The following is a 17,193-nucleotide window of genomic DNA, read 5'->3' on the forward strand; positions in this document are numbered from 1 at the left end:
CTACGGCGGCTTCACCGCCCGCTGACGCGGGGCTTCACCGCCCGCTGACACAGGGCTTCGGCGCCCGCCGACACGGCGGCCTCACCGCCTGCGGCCTCTCCCCCTTCGCCTGCCGTACGCCAGGTAGGCGATGAGCCCGAACGGCTGCACGAAGATCCCCAGCCACCAGACGCCCTTCCAGCCGTGGATCTCCCGCTGCGGCCGGCGCCACAGATCCACGGCGGCGGCCCCGGTGAGCACCAGCTCCGCCGAACCGAGCCCGAGCAGCACCGCCCGCCGCCGCCCCGACATGTCACTCCATCGCACGGCCGAACACTCCCATCGATCTCACCATCGCATGGCCGGCCACTCCGATCGACCTCTCTGAGGACAATCCGTCCTCCGTCGTCTACCCCACCCATCACCTCCCGGCAAGCCCCCTTCGCCCCGTCCGGCACTCACCGCCGGATCGCGATCTCGTAGGAGTAGCGGTCGCCGCGGTAGATCGACTTGGCCGCCTCGACCGCCCTTCCCCGCTGGTCGTAGGCCACCCGTTCGACCAGCAACGCCGGCGCCAGCGGCGCCGCCTCCAGCAGCTCGGCCTCCTCCGGCTCCAGCACCGTGGCCCTGATCGACTGCTCGGCCCGTTCCAGCCTGATCCGGTACGCCCCCGCCAGCACCTCGTACAGCGACCCGCCGAGCGGCCGGTCGAGCAGTCCGGGCACGAACGCGGCCGGCACGTGGGCACGCTCCAGGCACATCGGCGAACCGTTGGCCGTACGCACCCGGCACAACCGCACGACCGCGTCCGCCGGGCTGATGTCGAGCGCCTGCCCCACCCGCGCCCCCGCGGGCACCTCGGCCGCCTCCAGCAGCCGCGCCCCCGGCTCCAGCCCCCGCCCCCGCATGTCCTCGCTGAACGACGTCAGCTCGATCGTCTTGGCGATGCTCCGGTGCGCGACGAACGTCCCCGCCCCCTGGACGCGGTAGACCCGCTGGCCGGTCTCCAGCCGGTCGACCGCCCGCCGCACGGTCAGCCTGCTCACCCCGAACTCCTCGGCGAGATCACGCTCGGCGGGCAACCGTTCGCCCGGCTTCAGCTCGGTCTCGATGAGCGTGAGCAGATGGTCTGTGAGCCGGCCGATCTTCGTCACGGGTGGTCGTCCTCGGTCAGGGGGTGCTCTTGACGCTCCGATCTTAATTGGGCTATACCAATCGGGCAAGTGAGGTGGACTCCTTCCTCTATCCCGGAAGATTGGGCTGTACCAAATGGATGTGGTGACCGCGATCGAAGGCGGCCTGGTCGTGAGCTGCCAGGCCCCCGAGGGCCACCCCCTCCGCGACCCGCGCACCATCGCGCTCCTCGCCCGCTGCGCCGAACTCGGTGGCGCGGCCGGCCTGCGCGTGAACGGCCCCGAGGACGTCCGCGCGGTCAAGGCCGTCACCGGCCTGCCCCTGATCGGCCTGGCCAAGGTCCCCCGCCCCCACGCCCGCCCCCTGATCACCCCCACCTTCGCCCTGTGTGAATCCCTGGTACGAGCCGGCGCCGACATGGTGGCCCTGGAGGTGACGGCTGAGGCCGAACCGGCGGCGGGCGACCTGCCGTCCCTGGTCGAACGGGTATGGAAGGAGCTGGGCGTGCCCGTCATGGCGGACGTCTCGACAGCGGAGGAAGGACTGCTGGCCTGGAACCGAGGCGCAGCCCTGATCTCCACCACCCTCGCCGGCTACACCCCCTACACCGCCCCCGCCCCGCCCGCCGACCCGAACCTCCACAGCGCCCACACCCTCGCGGGCGACCCCGCCGCCCTCGACAGTGCCCTCGCCCTCGCGGGCCACCCCGCCGTCACCCGGAGTTCCACCACCAGTGATCCCGCCGTGCCCCTGAGGCCCGCCGCCGCTGACTCCACCTCCCGCCCTGGGGTCGGGTCCGCTCCTCGGCCGGGGCTCCCCCATGAGCCCGACCTCGACCTGGTCGGGGAACTCGCCGCCCTCGGGGTCCGTACGGTCGCCGAGGGCCGGCTCCGCACCGACGCCCACGTGGCGGAGGCGTTCGCCCGCGGCGCCTGGTCGGTCGTGATCGGCGCCGCCATCACCGACCCCCTCGCCCTCACCCGCCACCTCACCGCGGCCACCCCCAGGGCAAGCCGGTGACCCCCACCCCACCCCGCGTCCACCCTCACCACACCGACGCCCCCATGCCTCCCTCAGAACGCCGCCCAGCCGCCACCTGCACCGCCTCGCCGAACAGCACCGCGCAAGTCCGTCCAACCGAACACCCCCACCCGAACAGCACCGCACCACTCCCCGCAGACAGCACCTCAGCGGAACATCCCCGCCCGAACAGCGCCGCGAGCCCCCTCCCAGACAGCACCCCGGCGGTACACACCCACCTGAACAGCGCCCCCACCGTGCGGCGCCCCGCCACCAGCACCCTCACCGTGCGACACCGCACGAACGGCATCCCCGCCGTGCTCGGCATCGACATCGGCGGCACCAAGACCGCCGCCGCACTGATCCCGGCCTCGGCGACCCCCGAGACGGAGATCCACCTCCCCGCCCGCGTCCCCACACCTGCCGGAGGCGGCGCCGCAGCGGTGCTGGCCGCCGCGCTGGAGCTGGCCGAAGACCGCCTCACCCAGGCACGCGCCGCCGGAATGGACGTCATCGCCTGCGGAGTCGGCAGCGCCGGGACGATCGACGGCAACGGCGTCGTCACGCACGCCACCGACGCCCTGCCCGGCTGGCGGGGCACCGACCTGGCCACCGCCTTCACCCAACGGCTCGGCCTGCCCGTCACCGTACTCAACGACGTCCATGCCTGGGCGCTCGGCGAGGCCCGGCACGGCGCGGCCAGGGGCAGCCGCCTGGCCCTGGTCCTCACGATCGGCACCGGCGTAGGCGGCGCCCTCGTACGCGACGGCGAACTCCTGCGCGGCCGCAACGGCATGGCGGGCTCCCTCGGCCACACCCCGGCCGTCCTGCCCCCGAACGCCGACGCCGACCGCCCGTGCCCCTGCGGCGCGACGGGCCACCTGGAGGCGTACGCGTCGGGCCCCGCGATCCTGTCGGCCTACCACGCCCGCGGCGGCACCGCCCCCGACCTCAAATCCCTCGCCACGGCCCGACACAACACCGGGTCCCCCGACCTCGGATCCCTCCCCACAACCCCACACAACACCGGGTTCCCCGACCTCGGATCCCTCCGCCAAGCTCGACACAACACCGAGCCCCCCGCCCTACGAGACCCGGCCGAAACCACCGATCCGCGGAACCGCCTCGGAGTCACCGGTGAGCAGGCTGGGTCGGAGAACGCCGATCCCTTGGCCCGCGAGGTGATCCGCGAGGCCGCCGTCATCCTCGGCCGATCGATCGCCTCCGCCGCCACCCTCCTGGACCCGGACGTGATCGTCCTGGGCGGCGGCGTCACCGGCCTCGGCGAGCTCCTGACCGTACCCCTGATCGAGACGATCCGCCGGTACGCGCCCCGCGCCCTCGACTCCGTCCCCGTCCGGCTCTCGACCCTGGGCGCACACGGAGCCGTGCTGGGCGCGGCCTCGGCCGCCATGCCATGACTCCGGAGCAGCACGTACCGGCCGACCGGCGTCAGCCGCGTGGCGGGAGGTGCAGCCAGATGTCAGGCGGCCCCAGGACGGGCCGGGCGTCGGTGAGCCGCAGCCCCGTGTACGCGCAGCAGTACGCCACGCCCTCCCCCTGGTAGAGAAAGGCGTTCAGCACCTCGTCCGCCGAACTGTCCGGCGACACCCAGCCGCCGCCCGGATACGCGTCCCACTCCTCGACGACACCGTTCCGCGAGCTGTAGCCCTGGTTGCCGCCCTTCGGATCGGCGTACATCGCGTAGCAGACCGTCCCGGCCGAGAGGCGGTTGATGACGTCGGCGCTGGTCACCTCGGAACCCCGGCGCCGGCTGATCACGCATCCGCCCGGCACGTCGGTGGCTCCCACCAGGCCGTTCCGCTCGCCCGGGTACGGCTCGTCGAGCACCCCGTCGATCCCGGCTCCCTCGGCCACCGTCGCCCCGAGCCGCCGCGCGGCCTCCGCCGCGGTGACGCCCGCGACGCACACCAGCCCCAGCCCGTCGTAATCGAAGTCGCCCAGGGCCTCGATCAGCCGCTCGGCCTCCACGACGGCGGCGTGCTCCGCCTCCGACAGCGTGGGCTTGTCGCGCGGGAAGGGGAAGAACAGGCCCGGGTTGGGACCGGCCAGGCTGAGCCGCCCGGGCGACCAGCCGCCCGTCATCGGCCGCCACGGATCGGCCCCGGCGGCGACCAGGGCGAGCGCGTTGTCCCTCTGGTGAGCGAACACGGCCCGCCAGAGCGCGCTGTGCCCCTCGTACGCGACGTCGACGTCGCCGACCCGGCGGGCCAGCTCGGCGACCACCTCGGGCGAGCCGTACTCGGCCGCGAGATGGAGGGGCGGCCCCTCGTGCCACAGGTCGGCATGCGGATCGGCCCCGGAGTCGAGGCGGGCGCGGATCTCGCTCAGATCGGACCAGTCATCCCAGCTCAAGCCCACCCATCCGGCTTCCTTGGTGACAACCACGACACTCCCCCAGAGGCAGGCAGCTTATCGAACACCAGTACGAGCATATCGTGGCTCCGGCGCCGGACCGTCCCTGACGACCCACCCGGCCCCGCACGCGCAACCGTCCGCGCGAGGCAGGCCGAGGAGGGCCGCACAAGCCTCTGACCTTGGACGTCGGCCACCCCGAGGGGGCCGGCGACCAGTCAAACCCTAAGCGCAGCGTCGCCACACCTCGACCAGGAGTGACATAACCGTGCCCTTCCGGCGGTACACCCCTGTCTCCGCCGGCGCGTCTCCTCACGTCCGGACCATCCGTCCCTGGAGTCACGCCATGCCTACGAACGCGAGCACGGCCAGGATCGTCACCGCCACGGCCGCCCTGCTGCCCCTCACCCTCGCCCTGAGCACGCCGGCCGATGCGGCCGCCGTCCCCAAGGGCACGGTCGCGGCCCGGGTCGTCAAGATCGTGGACGGCGACACCATCGACGTCGTGCGCGGCACCACGAAGATCCGCGTGCAGCTCCTCGGCGTGGACACCCCCGAGCGCGGGCGGTGCTGGTCCAGGGCGGCCACCGCCCGTACGGCGGCGCTCCTGCCGCCCGGGACGACGGCCCACCTGCTCACCGCCAGGACCCCGGGCCGCCCGCCCTCGCACGTGTGGAACGCCAAGGGCGTGCACGTCAACCGCAACCTGATCCGCTACGGCTACGGCAAGGCCGTCCCGTTCAAGGCGGACGACAGATTCACCAGCCTCTTCCGCACGGAGCAGTCGAAGGCCAAGGCGGAGAAGTTGCGGATCTGGTCCGGCAGGTGCGACACGTCCACCTCCACGCCGACCCCGTCCCCGACTCCGACCCCCACGCCGCCCCCGCCCGCCGGCACCGACCCGCGCTTCCGTACCTGCGCCGAGGCGAACGCCGCCGGCTACGGCCCGTACCGCCGCGGCATCGACCCCGAGTACGCCTGGTACCAGGACCGCGACGGCGACGGCGTCGTCTGCGAACGCTGACCCGCGCGAGCCCGCCGAACGTCCCGCCCGACCGGCCGCGCGGTAGCGGGTCAGCGGGCAGAACACCCCAGGATCGCCGCCCCGACGCCGTCGGCAGCGGGGCGGCCGGGCCCGGCCCTGGTGGCCTCACGAAGGCGAGCCTCCCAGCCCCTGAAAGACCCTCACAGAACGCCGCTGAGCACTTCCGTCGGACACCACCACCCTCGCCATAGATGCCGAATCCGGGCTAACATCGCCACATGGCGATTGATTCTGAAGGTGGCCGTTGTGTCAGTGCCGACATCGCCGCCGGCATCTCCCCCGCGGCCGCGCTGTTCCACTCCCTGGCCGACGAGACCCGGCTGCGCATCGTCCAGCGCCTGGCCCGCGGCGAGGCCCGCGTGGTCGACCTGACCACCCAGCTCGGCCTGGCCCAGTCCACGGTGTCCAAGCATCTGGCCTGCCTGCGCGACTGCGGCCTGATCGACTACCGCGCCGAGGGCCGCCAGTCGTTCTACTCCCTGACCCGGCCCGAGCTGATGGACCTGCTCGCCTCCGCCGAACAGCTGCTGGCCGCCACCGGCCACGCCGTGACGCTGTGTCCCGGCCCCGTCGAGGTCACAGAGGAGCCGGTGTCGTGACCGCCGCGCACCTCACCACCCCGGCGCGCCGGGCGGCCCTGCGGCGCCGCATCCGCCTGCTGGTCGCGGCCACCATCACCTACAACGTGATCGAGGCGGTGGTGGCCATCACCGCCGGCACCCTGGCCTCCTCCGCCGCGCTGGTCGGATTCGGGCTGGACTCGGTGGTGGAGGTCGCCTCGGCCGCCGCGGTGGCCTGGCAGTTCTCCGCGGCCGACCATGAAAGGCGGGAAAAAACGGCCCTGCGCGTCATCGCGATCTCCTTCTTCGCGCTGGCCGCCTACGTGACCTTCGACGCCGTCCGCACGCTGCTGGGGGTGGGCGAGGCCGAACATTCGACGCCCGGCCTGATCCTGGCCGCGTTGTCGCTGGTGGTCATGCCGTTCCTGTCCCACGCGCAGCGCCGCGCCGGACGCGAGCTCGGCTCCGCCTCCGCGGTGGCCGACTCCAAGCAGACCCTGCTGTGCACCTACCTGTCCGGCGTGCTGCTGGTGGGACTGGCGCTCAACAGCCTGTTCGGCTGGTCCTGGGCCGACCCGGTCGCCGCGCTGGTGATCGCGGCGGTCGCGGTCAAGGAAGGCCGTGAAGCCTGGCGCGGTGACGCCTGCTGCGCCGTCCCGGCCGGCCCTGAGGAGCAGGCGGACGGACGTGCCCCCGGCTGCTCCTGCTGCTCCGCGTCCGGAGAATGACAGGCCGCACCCCCGAGGGGAGGTGAGATGCGTGAACACCGTCCTGGTCGTGGTCGTCATGGTGGCGGCGACGTTCGCCACCGCGACGCTGTCGGCGGTGGCCGGGTTCGGCGGCGGGGTGCTGCTGCTGCCGGTGTTCGTCGCGATCCTCGGCACCCGGGACGCGGTCGCGGTGCTGACCGTCGCGCAGCTCGCCGGCAACGGCAGCCGGGTGTGGTTCAACCGGGACGAGGTCGACCGCCGCCTGGTGGGCGTCTTCGCGGCCGGGGCGGTTCCCGCCGCCGCGGCCGGCGCGCTGGTGTTCGCCGCCGCCCCGCTGGCCGCGCTGACCCGGGTCATCGGACTGTTCCTGCTGGTCATGGTGGTCTGGCGACGCCGGCGGCCGCATGGCGTCCGGCTGGACGACACGGCGTTCGCGGCCGTCGGAGCCGTGTCCGGGTTCGGCTCGGCGCTGGTCGGCTCCATGGGGCCGATGGTCGCGCCGTTCTTCCTGGCCCGCGGCCTGCTGCGCGGCGCCTACATCGGCACGGAGGCCGCGGCGGCGGTGGTGATGCACCTGACCAAGCTGGTCGTCTTCGGCGCGGCCGCCGTGCTCACCACGTCCGGCGTCGCCACCGGGCTGGCGCTGGCGCCGGCGAGCGCGGCGGGAGCCTGGGCGGGCAAGAAGATCGTCGACCGGCTGCCCGCCGGCGCGTTCGTGGTGGTGGTCGAGGTGGGGCTGGTCGCGTCGGGGCTGGTGCTCGTCGTCACCGGAGGCTGAGGATCCGGCCGCCTGGACGACGTCAGCCCCGGACCCTCACGCCCCGCGCAGCCGGGCGGCCTGGCGGGTGAGGTGGTCGCGTTCGGGGAGGGTGGGGGCTGATCGGGCGGCCTCGGCGTAGAGGCGGGCCGCGGTGGCCGGGTCGCCGGCGCGTTCGTGCAGGTAGGCCGCGACGGCGGCGTGGCGGGGCAGGGACGGGTCGAGCTCGGCCAGGGCGGCCAGACCGGCCCGTGGGCCGTCGGCCTCGCCGACGGCGACGGCCCGGTTGAGGCGGGCCACCGGGCTGCCGGTGAGGCGCACCAGCTCGTCGTACCACTCGACGATCTGCGGCCAGTCGGTCTCCCCGGCCGTCGGGGCGTCGGCGTGCAGCGCGGCGATGGCGGCCTGGGCCTGGAACTCGCCCAGCCGGTCGCGGGCGAGGGCCGCCTGGAGCACGTCGACGCCCTCGGCGATCAGTCGGGTGTCCCACAGGCCGCGGTCCTGCTCGGCGAGGGGCACGAGGCTCCCGTCGGGAGCGGTGCGTGCCGGCCGCCGGGCGTGGTGCAGCAGCATGAGCGCGAGCAGGCCCGCCACCTCCTCGTGCTTGATCCTCGCCGCGAGCAGCCGGGTGAGCCGGATCGCCTCGGCGGCGAGATCGACGTCGCCGGAGTAGCCCTCGTTGAAGACCAGGTACAGCACGCGCAGCACGGTGGCGACGTCGCCGGGCTGGGTGAACCGCACGCCGGAGACGGTGCGCTTGGCCCGGCTGATCCGCTGGGCCATGGTCGCCTCCGGCACCAGGTACGCCTGCGCGATCTGGCGCGTGGTCAGCCCGCCGACCGCGCGCAGCGTGAGCGCGACGGCCGAGGCCGGCGTCAGGGACGGGTGCGCGCACAGGAAGTACAGCTGGAGCGTGTCGTCCACCGCCTCCCCGGGGGCCGGCGGGGGCTCGCTGTCGACGCGGGTCTCGCGGTGCCGCCGGGAGGCGTCGGCACGGGCGGCGTCGAGGAACTTGCGCCAGGCCACGGTGACCAGCCAGCCCTTGGGGTCGCGGGGCGGGTCGTCCGGCCATACGCGCACGGCCTCGGTCAGGGCGTCCTGGACGGCGTCCTCGGCCGCCGCGAAATCCGCGCCACGGCGGACGACGACGCCGATCACTGCGGGCACCAGCTCCCGCAGCAGCGACTCGTTCACCCGGCCATCAGGTGCGGCCTGGTCAGAAAACGACCCGTTCACCCGGCCACCAGGTGCGTCCCGGTCAGGAACGGCCGCACCTCCAGCCACTCGTGGATCGGCTCGCCGCCCGCGCCCGGAGCCGCGGACAGCTCGCCGGCCAGGTGCAGCGCCCGTTCGTAGCTCGCGACGTCGATCACCATCCAGCCGGCGATCAGGTCCTTGGTCTCGGCGAACGGCCCGTCGGTGACCGGCGGCCGCCCCTCGCCGTCGTAGCGGACGAACGTGCCCTCGGGCGAGAGCCCCTGACTGTCGACGAACTCACCGCTCTCCTGCAGCCGGGCGGCGAAGTCCCGCATGTACTGGACGTGGGCCGCGACCTCCTCCGGCGTCCACTGGCCCATCGGCACGTCGTTGACCGCCGCCGGCGCGCCCCGGTAGTGCTTGAGCAGCAGGTATTTGGCCATCAGGTTCTCCTTCGAACTGTCCGGCCCAGTCTGGCCGGGTTCCGCCCCGGGACAAAACTCGGTTTGACGTTGACGTTGCGTCAACTTCTAGCATCGGGGCCATGTCGATCACCGTTCTTGACACCTGCTCCGCCATGCGGCGGATCCTGCTGGCCCCGATGGCGGACCGCGCCGGCCTGCTGCGTTCGATGCTGGAGCCCAATGCCGGGATGTACCGCTACTACCCGGGCGAGGTCGATCTGGTGTCCGTGCATCTTCAGACGTCCGGGTTCCCCATCGACCGGGACGAGGAGCGTTGCCTCGAGGCGCTGGACACCCTGGAGGCGGCCGGAGCCTGGGAGCGGATGCGGCGCGCGCTCGACGACGCTCTCGCCGTGCTGCTGGAGGCGACGCCCGGACTGGCGGTTCCGGACATCACCGTGCTGTTCGTGCTCGGCGACCCAGCTGACGAGCATTTCATGGGGCCCTGTCAGGGAGTGACCGGGTTCGGCGGCATCTCGGGCAACATCGCCATCACGTTGTGGCCCTTCCCCGAGAACGTGGAGCGGCTGGAGGCCACCGCCGTGCACGAGCTCCACCACAACCTGCGATGGAGCCCGGGCGGAGTGGTGTGGGACCCGATGACCGTCACGGTCGGCGAGCACATCGTCGGCGAGGGCCTGGCCGACGCCTTCGCCCGCCAGCTCTACGGCGACGAGCTCGGCTACGCCCGCATCGGCGTGCCGCACCTGCACGACGACGCGGTCTTCGACAAGGTGCTCACCGGCCTCGACGTGACGGGCATGGAGAACTTCACCGCCTGGGTGCACGGCGACGCCGGCGCCGAGCACCTCGGTGTCACCCCGGTGGGCCTGCCGATGGGCGCCGGGTACGCCGCGGGCAACCGTCTGGTCGACGCCTACCTGGCGGCGACCGGACGGACGGCGGCGCAGGCCCTGCACGCCGACAGCGCGGAGATCATCGCGACCACGCTCCGCCGCGGGTGACACTGGACCGATGGAGTGGACGATCCAGGAGCTGGCGGCCAGGGCCGGCGTCAGCAGCCGCACCCTGCGGCACTACGACAGCGTCGGGCTCCTGATCCCGTCCCGGGTGGGCGCGAACGGCCACCGCCATTACGACTCCGCCGCGGTCCTGCGGTTGCAGCGGATCCTGCTGCTGCGCCGGCTCGGCATGGGCCTGCCGGCCATCGCCGAGGTCCTGGCCGAGGAGGTGGACGCGTGCGACGGGCTGCGTGCCCACATCGCCGCGCTGGAGGACGAGCGTGACCGCATCGACCGGCAGATCAGCTCGGTCCGTCACACGCTGGACGCCCTGCTGGCGGGGGCGGAACCGCGGATGGACGTCATGCTGGCCGGCTTCAACGACCACTACAAGGACGACGTGATCGCACGCTGGGGCGAGCGCGCGTTCCAGGTGAGCAACGACTGGTGGCACGGCAAGACGCTCGACCAGCAGCGGGCCTGGAAGCGGGCGGCCGAGGACCTGGTCGCCGCGTGGGTCGCCGCGGTGCGGGCCGGGGTCTCGCCGACCTCCGACCGCGCCCAGTCGCTGGCCGCCCGGCACGTGCGGTGGCTGAGCCAGATCCCGGGCACGCCGACGGCCGAGGGCGACCGGGAGCGCTCGATCGAGATGGTGAGCTGCCTCGGCGACATGTACGTGGACGATCCCCGCTTCGCGGCCATGTACGACGACGCCGCCGGGGCGAGGTTCGTCCGCGACGCGCTGCAGGCGTACGCGCGGACCCGGATGTAGGACGCGCTGCAGGCGTACGCGCGGACCCGGACGTGAGCGCGCGTACCCGGATGTAGCGGTCATCCCTCGCGTCCCGGGACGGACGGAGAGATGATCGAGGGTATGCGGGTCTTGTCCCTGTGGCTGTTCGCGGCGTTCCTCATGGTCACGGCGTGCGGTGACGATGCCCCGAGGAACCCCGCGCTCCGGGCCGAACTGTTGAAGATGCTCAAGGTGGACCAGGAGTTACGCACCCCGGAGGCCAGTCAGGAGGACTGGGACCGGACCGAGAAGGCCAACACCGAGCGCATGCGGCAGATCCTCGACGCCTACGGCTGGCCGGGGTACGAGCTGGTCGGCAAGGACGGCGCGCAGGCGGCGTGGGCGCTCGTCCAGCACGCCGACCGCGACCTGGCCTTCCAGCGCCGGGGCCTGGAGATGATGCGGCGGGCGGTGGACGACGGCGACGCCGACCCGTCCGACCTGGCCTACCTGGTGGACCGGGTGCGCGTGGCGGAGAAGAAGCCCCAGGTGTACGGAACGCAGTGGGAGACCACCCCCGAGGGCGAATGGCGGCCCCGCACCCCGATCGAGGACGAGGCGCGGGTCGACGAACGGCGCGCGGAGGTGGGTCTCAAGCCGCTGCAGGACTACCTCAAGGAGCTCCAGTCACTGAAATGAGCGCCTGAAGCTCGCGATGTGCTCAGCCGTAGTGATTTCCCGGCCCTCGCGGCGTGCTCAGAAGTAGCGGGACGTCAGGTCCGTCGTGGGCCAGGAGGAGACGGTGACCTTGTTCATGTCGTCGTCGAGCGTGTCGAAGTCGAGCGACCCGGTCTCCTCCCTGCGGTTGAACACGACCGCGTAGCTGAAGCCGTTCTGCAGCCGGGCCAGGTAGGAGTACGTGCCGGGCATCGAGCCGTCGTGCCAGGTGTTGAGGTGGCCGGTGACCTGGCGCACCCACCAGCCGCCGCCGTACCAGGATCCGTACTGGTTGACGCCGATCTCCGGCTTGGCGACCAGCTTCGCGATCGAGGCCGAGCTCAGCACCGTGCCGGGCTTGTCGAAGGCGAGGGTCCAGCGGACCAGGTCGACGGCGGAGGCGAGCCAGCCGCCGTTGGCGTCCTGGTTGGGCATGTTGAAGCCGCCGTACTGGTAGGGGACGACGGTGCCGGAGGCGTCCACCACCGACTTGTTGGTGTACTGCGACTCGTAGGCGACCTCGCCGGGCGCGGCCTCGCTCCGCAGGCTGCCGCCGAGCCGCATGCGGGTGATGCCGAGCGGCTGGAGCAGCTTGGTCTTGACGTACGACTCGTACGACATGCCGGAGACCTTCTCGATCACGCGGCCCAGCAGCAGGTAGCCGTAGTTGCTGTAGACCATCTTGCTGCCGGGGTCGAAGTCGAGCCGCCGGGCGGTGGCGTACTTGACGATGTCGGCGTGGCTGATCGGCAGCGGCACGTCGAGCGCGGCGGAGATGGTGTGGTCCAGCCAGAGCTGGTCCTTGGAGACACCACGGTCCCAGCCGCCGAGGTGCTGCATGAGGCGCAGCACGGTGACCTGGCCCATGCGCTCGTCGAGGGGGGTGAGCCCGAGGAGCTGGGTGACCTTGGCCGACAGGCTGAGCTTGCCGTCCTGCACCAGCCGCATGATCGCGGCGGAGGTGATGTTCTTGCTCAGGCTGGCGATCCGGAACAACGACGTCGGCGAGACCGCGGGCAGCGCCCTGGAGAAGTCGTTGTAGCGGTAGCCCCGGGCCAGCACGATCTTGCCGCTCTTCATGATGGCGAGCTGCGCGGCGGTGATCTGCCGGTCCAGCACGAACTTCTTCAACAGGTTGTCGAAACCGGCCAGCGAGGCGGGCGCGACGCCCGACATCTCGACCCCGGGCAGCTCGGGCCGCGCCGCCTGGGCCGCCGTTCCGGGTGCGAGGATCGCGGCCGGAACCGCGATCGCGCCGGTTTTGAGAAGATTTCGCCGGGACAGCAGCGTCACGTCAGGGCCCCCAAGTCACATCCGTACCATTAGGGCCCGTATCTTACGGACTTTTCAGTCATCCTTGACAAGGATCTGCCAGATCGCGCCCGGCCGCAGCCCGGCGACCTCGCCGCCGGGCCGGAGCGCCGCGCGGGGCTAGACCCGGGTCATCGTGGACTGGTAGCCGCCGCCGGGCCACTCCCAGGCGCCGGCGTTGGTGTCGCCGTCCTCGCTGAACTTGCCGACGAAGCGGGCGGGCGAGCCCTGGTCGCCGTACCAGATGGTCAGCGTGTCGCCGCTGACCTCCCAGGTGTACTTGAGGATCTCGGCGGACTGGCCGAACAGGTGCGACTTGAGGGTCTTGCTCTCCTCGTCGTAGCCGATGTACTCCACGGCCTTGGTGTCGGCCAGGTCGACGTGCTGGACCAGGAAGTTGCCGCCCTCCAGCCATTCGAAGCGCACGGTGCCGGCGTCGGTCGCCTTGCCGTCCTCGACGTTGCTGACCCGCCAGGTGCCGATGAGGACGTCGAGCTGCCGGAGCGCGGGATTGGGGGATTTATCGGTCATGGTGGTTTCCCTCCGTTTCAGGGTGACAGTGCACGGCTTGGCGCGGCGGGACCAGCGGCCCGATGCCGTCCGGCGAGGGCCGGTGATTTCGCGGCTGACCTGCGAGGACACCGATCGGCGGCACTCCGGTCGCGCGTCCAGCATCCCTTGGTGTCGAGCTGATTGTCCACTGAAAGAGCACGTTGAAAGAAGCCGCGACACGGGCGCCGTGCGATTCTCGGGAAGAATTGCTTTCGTGCGGGAATTGTCGCGCGGCAGCGAATAGGCTGGAGGATTTTCATGGATTCGCCGTCGGTCTTCCGCAGGCCGCCGGCCCGCATCCCCGGCGCCGCTCCCGCCCCTCCCGTCCGGCCCGCTCCCCCGCCCTTCGCGTGAGCAGCCCGTCCATGAACGAACCGTCCGTGAGCAGACCGTTCACGAGCAGACCGTTCATCCCGACCCCAAGGAGACGCATGTGAGCCGCCGTGGCTGGGTGCTGTTCGCCCTGATGTCCGTGATCTGGGGCATCCCCTACCTCCTCATCAAGGTCGCGGTCGGCGGCGTGCCGGTGCCCGTACTGGTCTTCGCGCGCACCGCGATCGGCGCCGCGCTGCTGCTGCCGCTGGCGATCCGCGGCGGGCAACTGGCGATGGTCCGGCGGTACTGGCGGCCGGTCTTCGCGTTCGCCTGCCTGGAGATCCTGGCGCCCTGGTGGCTGCTGTCGGACGCCGAACGGCGGCTGACCAGCTCGACCAGCGGCCTGCTGATCGCCGCGGCGCCCATCCTCGGCGTGGCGCTGGCCCGCCTGAGCGGCGGCAGCGAACGGCTCGGCAGGGCCCGCTGGATCGGGCTGGTGATCGGCCTGGCCGGCGTCGCCGTGCTGGCCGGGCCGCACCTGGGCGGCGGGGACGCCTGGGCGATGGGCGAGGTGCTGCTGACCGCGCTCTGCTACTCGATCGCCCCGCTCGTCGCCGACCGGCACCTGCGGGAGCTGCCCACCATCCCGCTGACGGCCGCCTGCCTCACCCTGGCCGCGCTGGTCTACACGCCCGCCGCGATCTGGACCTGGCCGTCCGCCATGCCGAGCTGGCAGGTGCTGGCGGCGCTGGGCGGTCTCGGCGTGGTCTGCACCGGGCTGGCGTTCGTGGTGTTCGTGGAGCTCATCAAGGAGGCCGGGCCGTCGCGGGCGCTGGTGTCGACGTACATGAACCCGGCGGTGGCGATCGTCGCAGGGGTGCTGATCCTGGACGAGCCGCTGACCGCCCTGATCGTCGTGTCGTTCGCGCTGATCCTGGGCGGCTGCGTGCTGGCCACCCGCGCCGAGGAGGAGCCGACCGCCCCGGCGGGCGGCCCGCCGGAGCGGGCCGAAGAACTGGAAGTACGGTCCTGACCCGTTCTCGTGGTCGAGGCGTTGCAGGAAGCTGCCGGACGCGGGCAATTAGTTGAAGCCCGCATTCCCGATTCCGCGGTCGCACATCGAACAAAATCATTGGTATCCGGCAACCAAGAAATCGATGGGTGACCTTCCGATGACCACAGAACTGCTCCGCGATTTCATCGCGCACGCCGAGAGAGAACCGTCCGCACCGGCCTTGCGAACCAGGACGGAAAAAGTCAGCTACGCCGAACTGGCCGCCATGGCAGGACGGGCTCAGAAAGAACTGGACGCTTTTGCGCCGGGCCCGGTCGCGGTGCTCGCCCGTAAGTCGCCGCAGGCGGTCGCGCTCGTGCTCGGCTGCCTGGCGGCCGGGCGTCCGCTGCTGCTGCCGCCGATCGACCTCGGCGCGGTCGCGCTCGGCGAGCTGTGCGCGCGGGCGGGCTGCGTCGAGGTGCTGGCCGCCACCCCCGAGGACGCCGCCGAACACCCCGACGTGGTCACCGCCGTGATCGGCGGGCGCGACAACGAGCCCAGCGGCGGGCCCGCGGTTCCCCACCCCGTGGCCGTCACCGAGCAGGACACCGCGTTCATGCTGACCACGTCCGGCTCGACCGGCACCCCGAAGATCGTCCCGCTGTCGGCGGGGGCGGTGGCGCGGTTCACCGGCTGGGCCGGCGACGCGTTCGGCCTCGGCCCCGGCGAGGTGGTGTTCAACTACGCGCCGCTCAACTTCGACCTGTGCCTGCTGGACGTGTGGGCCACGCTGCGGCACGGCGGCTGCGTCGCCCTGGTCGACCCTGCGCTGGCCGCCAACCCGCGCTACGTCTGCGACTTCTTCGCCGCCTGCGGGGTCACCGTCGTCCAGGGCGTGCCCATGCTGTACCAGCTGCTGGAGGAGGGCGTCTTCCCCGGCGTGCGGCACGTCATCGTCACCGGCGACCACGCGCCGGTCCCGCTGCGCGCCGGCCTGCCGCGCCGGTTCCCGCGCGCCCGGCTGCACAACGTCTACGGCTGCACCGAGACCAACGACAGCTTCTGGCACGAGTTCGACGCCGCCGAGGCGGCCGGGCCCGCCCCCCTGCCGATCGGCCGCCCGCTGCCCGGCGTCGTCGTGGCCTTCGGCCCCGATCTGGCCCCCGTCCCGCCGGACGACGGCGGCACCGAGCTCCTGGTCTGGACGCCCTTCCAGACCGTGGGGTACGTGACCCCGGACCCGGCCGCGGCGACCGGCAGGTTCGTGACCGGGCCGGACGGCCGCCGCTTCTTCCGCACCGGCGACCTGGTCCGCCGGGACGCCGCCGGCCGGCTGTTCCTCGTCGGCCGGGACGACTTCCAGCTCAAGGTGCGCGGCATCCGGGTGAACCTGGAGCAGATCGAGCGGGTGCTGCTGGAGCACGACGACGTCCTGGAGGCCGCCGTCGTCCCGGCCGTGGACGGCGCCGAGACCCGGCTCACCGCGTTCGTCCGCGGGACGGGGCCGGGGCGGCTGTCGGGGCTGCGCCTGCGTACGCACTGCGCGATGCGGCTGCCGCGGGCCGCGATCCCGTCCGCCATCAGGCTGGTCGAGCAGCCGTTCCCGCGCACCTCGACCGGAAAGGTGGACCGAAAGCGCATCGGCTGACACGCAAAAGCCTATTGCGGGCACGCGCATTCTCGGAGATGCGACCGCGTGCGCGCGCGTGTGATGCTGCCTTTCGTGGACATCGCACACCGGATTAAAGAATTCGTGGTGACCGAGTATCTCCCGGATACTCCGCCCGACGAACTCGAGGCCGACTACGACCTTTTCCGCAACGGGGTCATCAGCAGTCTGGGCCTGTTGAAGCTCATCGGCTGGATCAAGGACGAGTTCGACGTCCCGGTCGACGAGCTGGACATCGCCCCGGAGAACTTCCGGACCGTGGCCGCCATTGACGAATTCGTCGGAAAAGCATTATCAGCACCAGCAGAACGGACACTGCAATGATCATCCGCAAGATCTCTGACGTGACGCCGGTCGAGTGGGGGAACGGCCTGAGCCACCGCTTCCTGGTCGAGCGCGACGGCATGGGCTACTCGCTCACCGACACGATCGTCTGGGCCGGCACCAGCTCCCCCCTCCAGTACCGCAAGCACCTGGAGGCGTGCTACTGCATCAGCGGGCGCGGCGCCGTGATCGACGCCGACGGCCGCCAGCACGTCCTGGAGCCGGGCACCATGTACGCGCTCGACCAGAACGACCCGCACCACCTGATCGCCGACCCCGGCGAGGACCTGCGGCTGATCTGCGTCTTCTCCCCCGCGCTGCAGGGCGACGAGCGCCACCAGCTCGCTGAGGCTGAGTTCTCCCACTACTGACGG

At 72.0% G+C, this 17,193-nt stretch carries 20 protein-coding genes; 13 read left to right on the forward strand and 7 right to left on the reverse strand.

The window, feature by feature from the left end:
• Positions 1-81: 81 nt before the first annotated feature.
• Positions 82-306 carry a PLDc N-terminal domain-containing protein gene (locus AB0J46_RS10055; protein ID WP_364328987.1) on the reverse strand — a complete coding sequence of 75 codons (225 nt, stop codon included), beginning with the start codon at positions 304-306 and terminating at the stop codon, positions 82-84.
• Positions 307-437: 131 nt separating this feature from the next.
• On the reverse strand, positions 438-1,133 hold the full coding sequence (locus tag AB0J46_RS10060) for a GntR family transcriptional regulator (RefSeq protein WP_364328990.1): 696 nt from the start codon (positions 1,131-1,133) through the stop codon (positions 438-440).
• Positions 1,134-1,248: 115 nt separating this feature from the next.
• Here AB0J46_RS10060 and AB0J46_RS10065 point away from each other — a divergent pair, with 115 nt between their 5' ends.
• Together AB0J46_RS10065 and AB0J46_RS10070 are read left to right on the forward strand one after the other, a co-directional pair.
• Positions 1,249-2,133, forward strand: coding sequence for a hypothetical protein (locus AB0J46_RS10065; RefSeq protein WP_364328993.1), 885 nt, complete (start codon positions 1,249-1,251; stop codon positions 2,131-2,133).
• 287 nt (positions 2,134-2,420) lie between these two features.
• On the forward strand, positions 2,421-3,554 hold the full coding sequence (locus tag AB0J46_RS10070; RefSeq protein ID WP_364328996.1) for an ROK family protein: 1,134 nt from the start codon (positions 2,421-2,423) through the stop codon (positions 3,552-3,554).
• Between the two features lie 31 nt (positions 3,555-3,585).
• Here AB0J46_RS10070 and AB0J46_RS10075 read toward each other — a convergent pair whose 3' ends face one another.
• Entirely contained in the window at positions 3,586-4,542 is a 957-nt protein-coding gene (locus tag AB0J46_RS10075; RefSeq protein WP_364328999.1) for an ankyrin repeat domain-containing protein, read from the reverse strand.
• Between the two features lie 313 nt (positions 4,543-4,855).
• Between AB0J46_RS10075 and AB0J46_RS10080 the strand changes: the two genes are divergently transcribed.
• The 4 genes from AB0J46_RS10080 to AB0J46_RS10095 all read left to right on the forward strand — a co-directional run bounded on the left by AB0J46_RS10080 (position 4,856) and on the right by AB0J46_RS10095 (position 7,602).
• Entirely contained in the window at positions 4,856-5,533 is a 678-nt protein-coding gene (locus AB0J46_RS10080) for an excalibur calcium-binding domain-containing protein (RefSeq protein ID WP_364329002.1), read from the forward strand.
• Positions 5,534-5,772: 239 nt separating this feature from the next.
• The gene (locus AB0J46_RS10085; RefSeq protein WP_364329005.1) at positions 5,773-6,153 is read left to right on the forward strand and encodes a metalloregulator ArsR/SmtB family transcription factor; all 381 of its coding nucleotides are present in this window, start codon (positions 5,773-5,775) and stop codon (positions 6,151-6,153) included.
• On the forward strand, positions 6,150-6,842 hold the full coding sequence (locus tag AB0J46_RS10090) for a cation transporter (protein ID WP_364329008.1): 693 nt from the start codon (positions 6,150-6,152) through the stop codon (positions 6,840-6,842). Before AB0J46_RS10085 ends, AB0J46_RS10090 begins: the two co-directional genes overlap by 4 nt.
• A gap of 31 nt (positions 6,843-6,873) precedes the next feature.
• On the forward strand, positions 6,874-7,602 hold the full coding sequence (locus AB0J46_RS10095; protein ID WP_364329011.1) for a sulfite exporter TauE/SafE family protein: 729 nt from the start codon (positions 6,874-6,876) through the stop codon (positions 7,600-7,602).
• A gap of 36 nt (positions 7,603-7,638) precedes the next feature.
• Here AB0J46_RS10095 and AB0J46_RS10100 read toward each other — a convergent pair whose 3' ends face one another.
• Both AB0J46_RS10100 and AB0J46_RS10105 read right to left on the reverse strand, forming a co-directional pair.
• Entirely contained in the window at positions 7,639-8,775 is a 1,137-nt protein-coding gene (locus tag AB0J46_RS10100; RefSeq protein WP_364329014.1) for a DUF6596 domain-containing protein, read from the reverse strand.
• 38 nt (positions 8,776-8,813) lie between these two features.
• Positions 8,814-9,221 (reverse strand): YciI family protein, encoded by a 408-nt coding sequence (locus AB0J46_RS10105; protein WP_364329017.1) that lies wholly within the window; start codon positions 9,219-9,221, stop codon positions 8,814-8,816.
• Positions 9,222-9,322: 101 nt separating this feature from the next.
• Here AB0J46_RS10105 and AB0J46_RS10110 point away from each other — a divergent pair, with 101 nt between their 5' ends.
• From AB0J46_RS10110 to AB0J46_RS10120, 3 genes are all read left to right on the forward strand, one after another.
• Positions 9,323-10,207: a DUF2268 domain-containing putative Zn-dependent protease gene (locus tag AB0J46_RS10110; RefSeq protein ID WP_364329020.1), complete on the forward strand. Its 885-nt coding sequence runs from the start codon at positions 9,323-9,325 to the stop codon at positions 10,205-10,207.
• Between the two features lie 10 nt (positions 10,208-10,217).
• Positions 10,218-10,976 carry a TipAS antibiotic-recognition domain-containing protein gene (locus tag AB0J46_RS10115; protein WP_364329023.1) on the forward strand — a complete coding sequence of 253 codons (759 nt, stop codon included), beginning with the start codon at positions 10,218-10,220 and terminating at the stop codon, positions 10,974-10,976.
• Positions 10,977-11,078: 102 nt separating this feature from the next.
• Positions 11,079-11,636 (forward strand): DUF6624 domain-containing protein, encoded by a 558-nt coding sequence (locus tag AB0J46_RS10120; RefSeq protein ID WP_364329026.1) that lies wholly within the window; start codon positions 11,079-11,081, stop codon positions 11,634-11,636.
• A 57-nt stretch (positions 11,637-11,693) separates the two neighbouring features.
• On the opposite strand, the gene AB0J46_RS10125 is transcribed toward AB0J46_RS10120, so the two are convergent.
• On the reverse strand, positions 11,694-12,947 hold the full coding sequence (locus AB0J46_RS10125) for a serine hydrolase domain-containing protein (RefSeq protein WP_364329029.1): 1,254 nt from the start codon (positions 12,945-12,947) through the stop codon (positions 11,694-11,696).
• A 138-nt stretch (positions 12,948-13,085) separates the two neighbouring features.
• Positions 13,086-13,496, reverse strand: coding sequence for a hypothetical protein (locus AB0J46_RS10130; RefSeq protein ID WP_364329032.1), 411 nt, complete (start codon positions 13,494-13,496; stop codon positions 13,086-13,088).
• 454 nt (positions 13,497-13,950) lie between these two features.
• Between AB0J46_RS10130 and AB0J46_RS10135 the strand changes: the two genes are divergently transcribed.
• The 4 genes from AB0J46_RS10135 (at position 13,951) to AB0J46_RS10150 (ending at position 17,190) form a co-directional block, all read left to right on the forward strand.
• On the forward strand, positions 13,951-14,865 hold the full coding sequence (locus AB0J46_RS10135) for a DMT family transporter (RefSeq protein WP_364329035.1): 915 nt from the start codon (positions 13,951-13,953) through the stop codon (positions 14,863-14,865).
• A gap of 139 nt (positions 14,866-15,004) precedes the next feature.
• On the forward strand, positions 15,005-16,474 hold the full coding sequence (locus AB0J46_RS10140) for an AMP-binding protein (protein WP_364329037.1): 1,470 nt from the start codon (positions 15,005-15,007) through the stop codon (positions 16,472-16,474).
• A 75-nt stretch (positions 16,475-16,549) separates the two neighbouring features.
• Complete coding sequence (locus tag AB0J46_RS10145; protein ID WP_364329040.1) at positions 16,550-16,819, forward strand: acyl carrier protein; 270 nt, start codon at positions 16,550-16,552, stop codon at positions 16,817-16,819.
• Complete coding sequence (locus AB0J46_RS10150; protein WP_352323183.1) at positions 16,816-17,190, forward strand: ectoine synthase; 375 nt, start codon at positions 16,816-16,818, stop codon at positions 17,188-17,190. Before AB0J46_RS10145 ends, AB0J46_RS10150 begins: the two co-directional genes overlap by 4 nt.
• The last annotated feature ends 3 nt before the right edge of the window (positions 17,191-17,193 follow it).

The sequence above is a fragment of the Nonomuraea sp. NPDC049758 genome (assembly GCF_040674635.1).
Classification (GTDB): domain Bacteria; phylum Actinomycetota; class Actinomycetes; order Streptosporangiales; family Streptosporangiaceae; genus Nonomuraea.

Excerpts from the sequence above, each read along its gene's own strand:
- AB0J46_RS10130 (WP_364329032.1), bottom strand. The coding sequence starts at position 13,496 with ATGACCGATAAATCCCCCAATCCCGCGCTCCGGCAGCTCGACGTCCTC.
- AB0J46_RS10150 (WP_352323183.1), top strand. The coding sequence starts at position 16,816 with ATGATCATCCGCAAGATCTCTGACGTGACGCCGGTCGAGTGGGGGAAC.
- AB0J46_RS10140 (WP_364329037.1), top strand. The coding sequence starts at position 15,005 with ATGACCACAGAACTGCTCCGCGATTTCATCGCGCACGCCGAGAGAGAA.
- AB0J46_RS10120 (WP_364329026.1), top strand. The coding sequence starts at position 11,079 with ATGCGGGTCTTGTCCCTGTGGCTGTTCGCGGCGTTCCTCATGGTCACG.
- AB0J46_RS10080 (WP_364329002.1), top strand. The coding sequence starts at position 4,856 with ATGCCTACGAACGCGAGCACGGCCAGGATCGTCACCGCCACGGCCGCC.
- AB0J46_RS10115 (WP_364329023.1), top strand. The coding sequence starts at position 10,218 with ATGGAGTGGACGATCCAGGAGCTGGCGGCCAGGGCCGGCGTCAGCAGC.
- AB0J46_RS10065 (WP_364328993.1), top strand. The coding sequence starts at position 1,249 with ATGGATGTGGTGACCGCGATCGAAGGCGGCCTGGTCGTGAGCTGCCAG.
- AB0J46_RS10105 (WP_364329017.1), bottom strand. The coding sequence starts at position 9,221 with ATGGCCAAATACCTGCTGCTCAAGCACTACCGGGGCGCGCCGGCGGCG.
- AB0J46_RS10085 (WP_364329005.1), top strand. The coding sequence starts at position 5,773 with ATGGCGATTGATTCTGAAGGTGGCCGTTGTGTCAGTGCCGACATCGCC.
- AB0J46_RS10110 (WP_364329020.1), top strand. The coding sequence starts at position 9,323 with ATGTCGATCACCGTTCTTGACACCTGCTCCGCCATGCGGCGGATCCTG.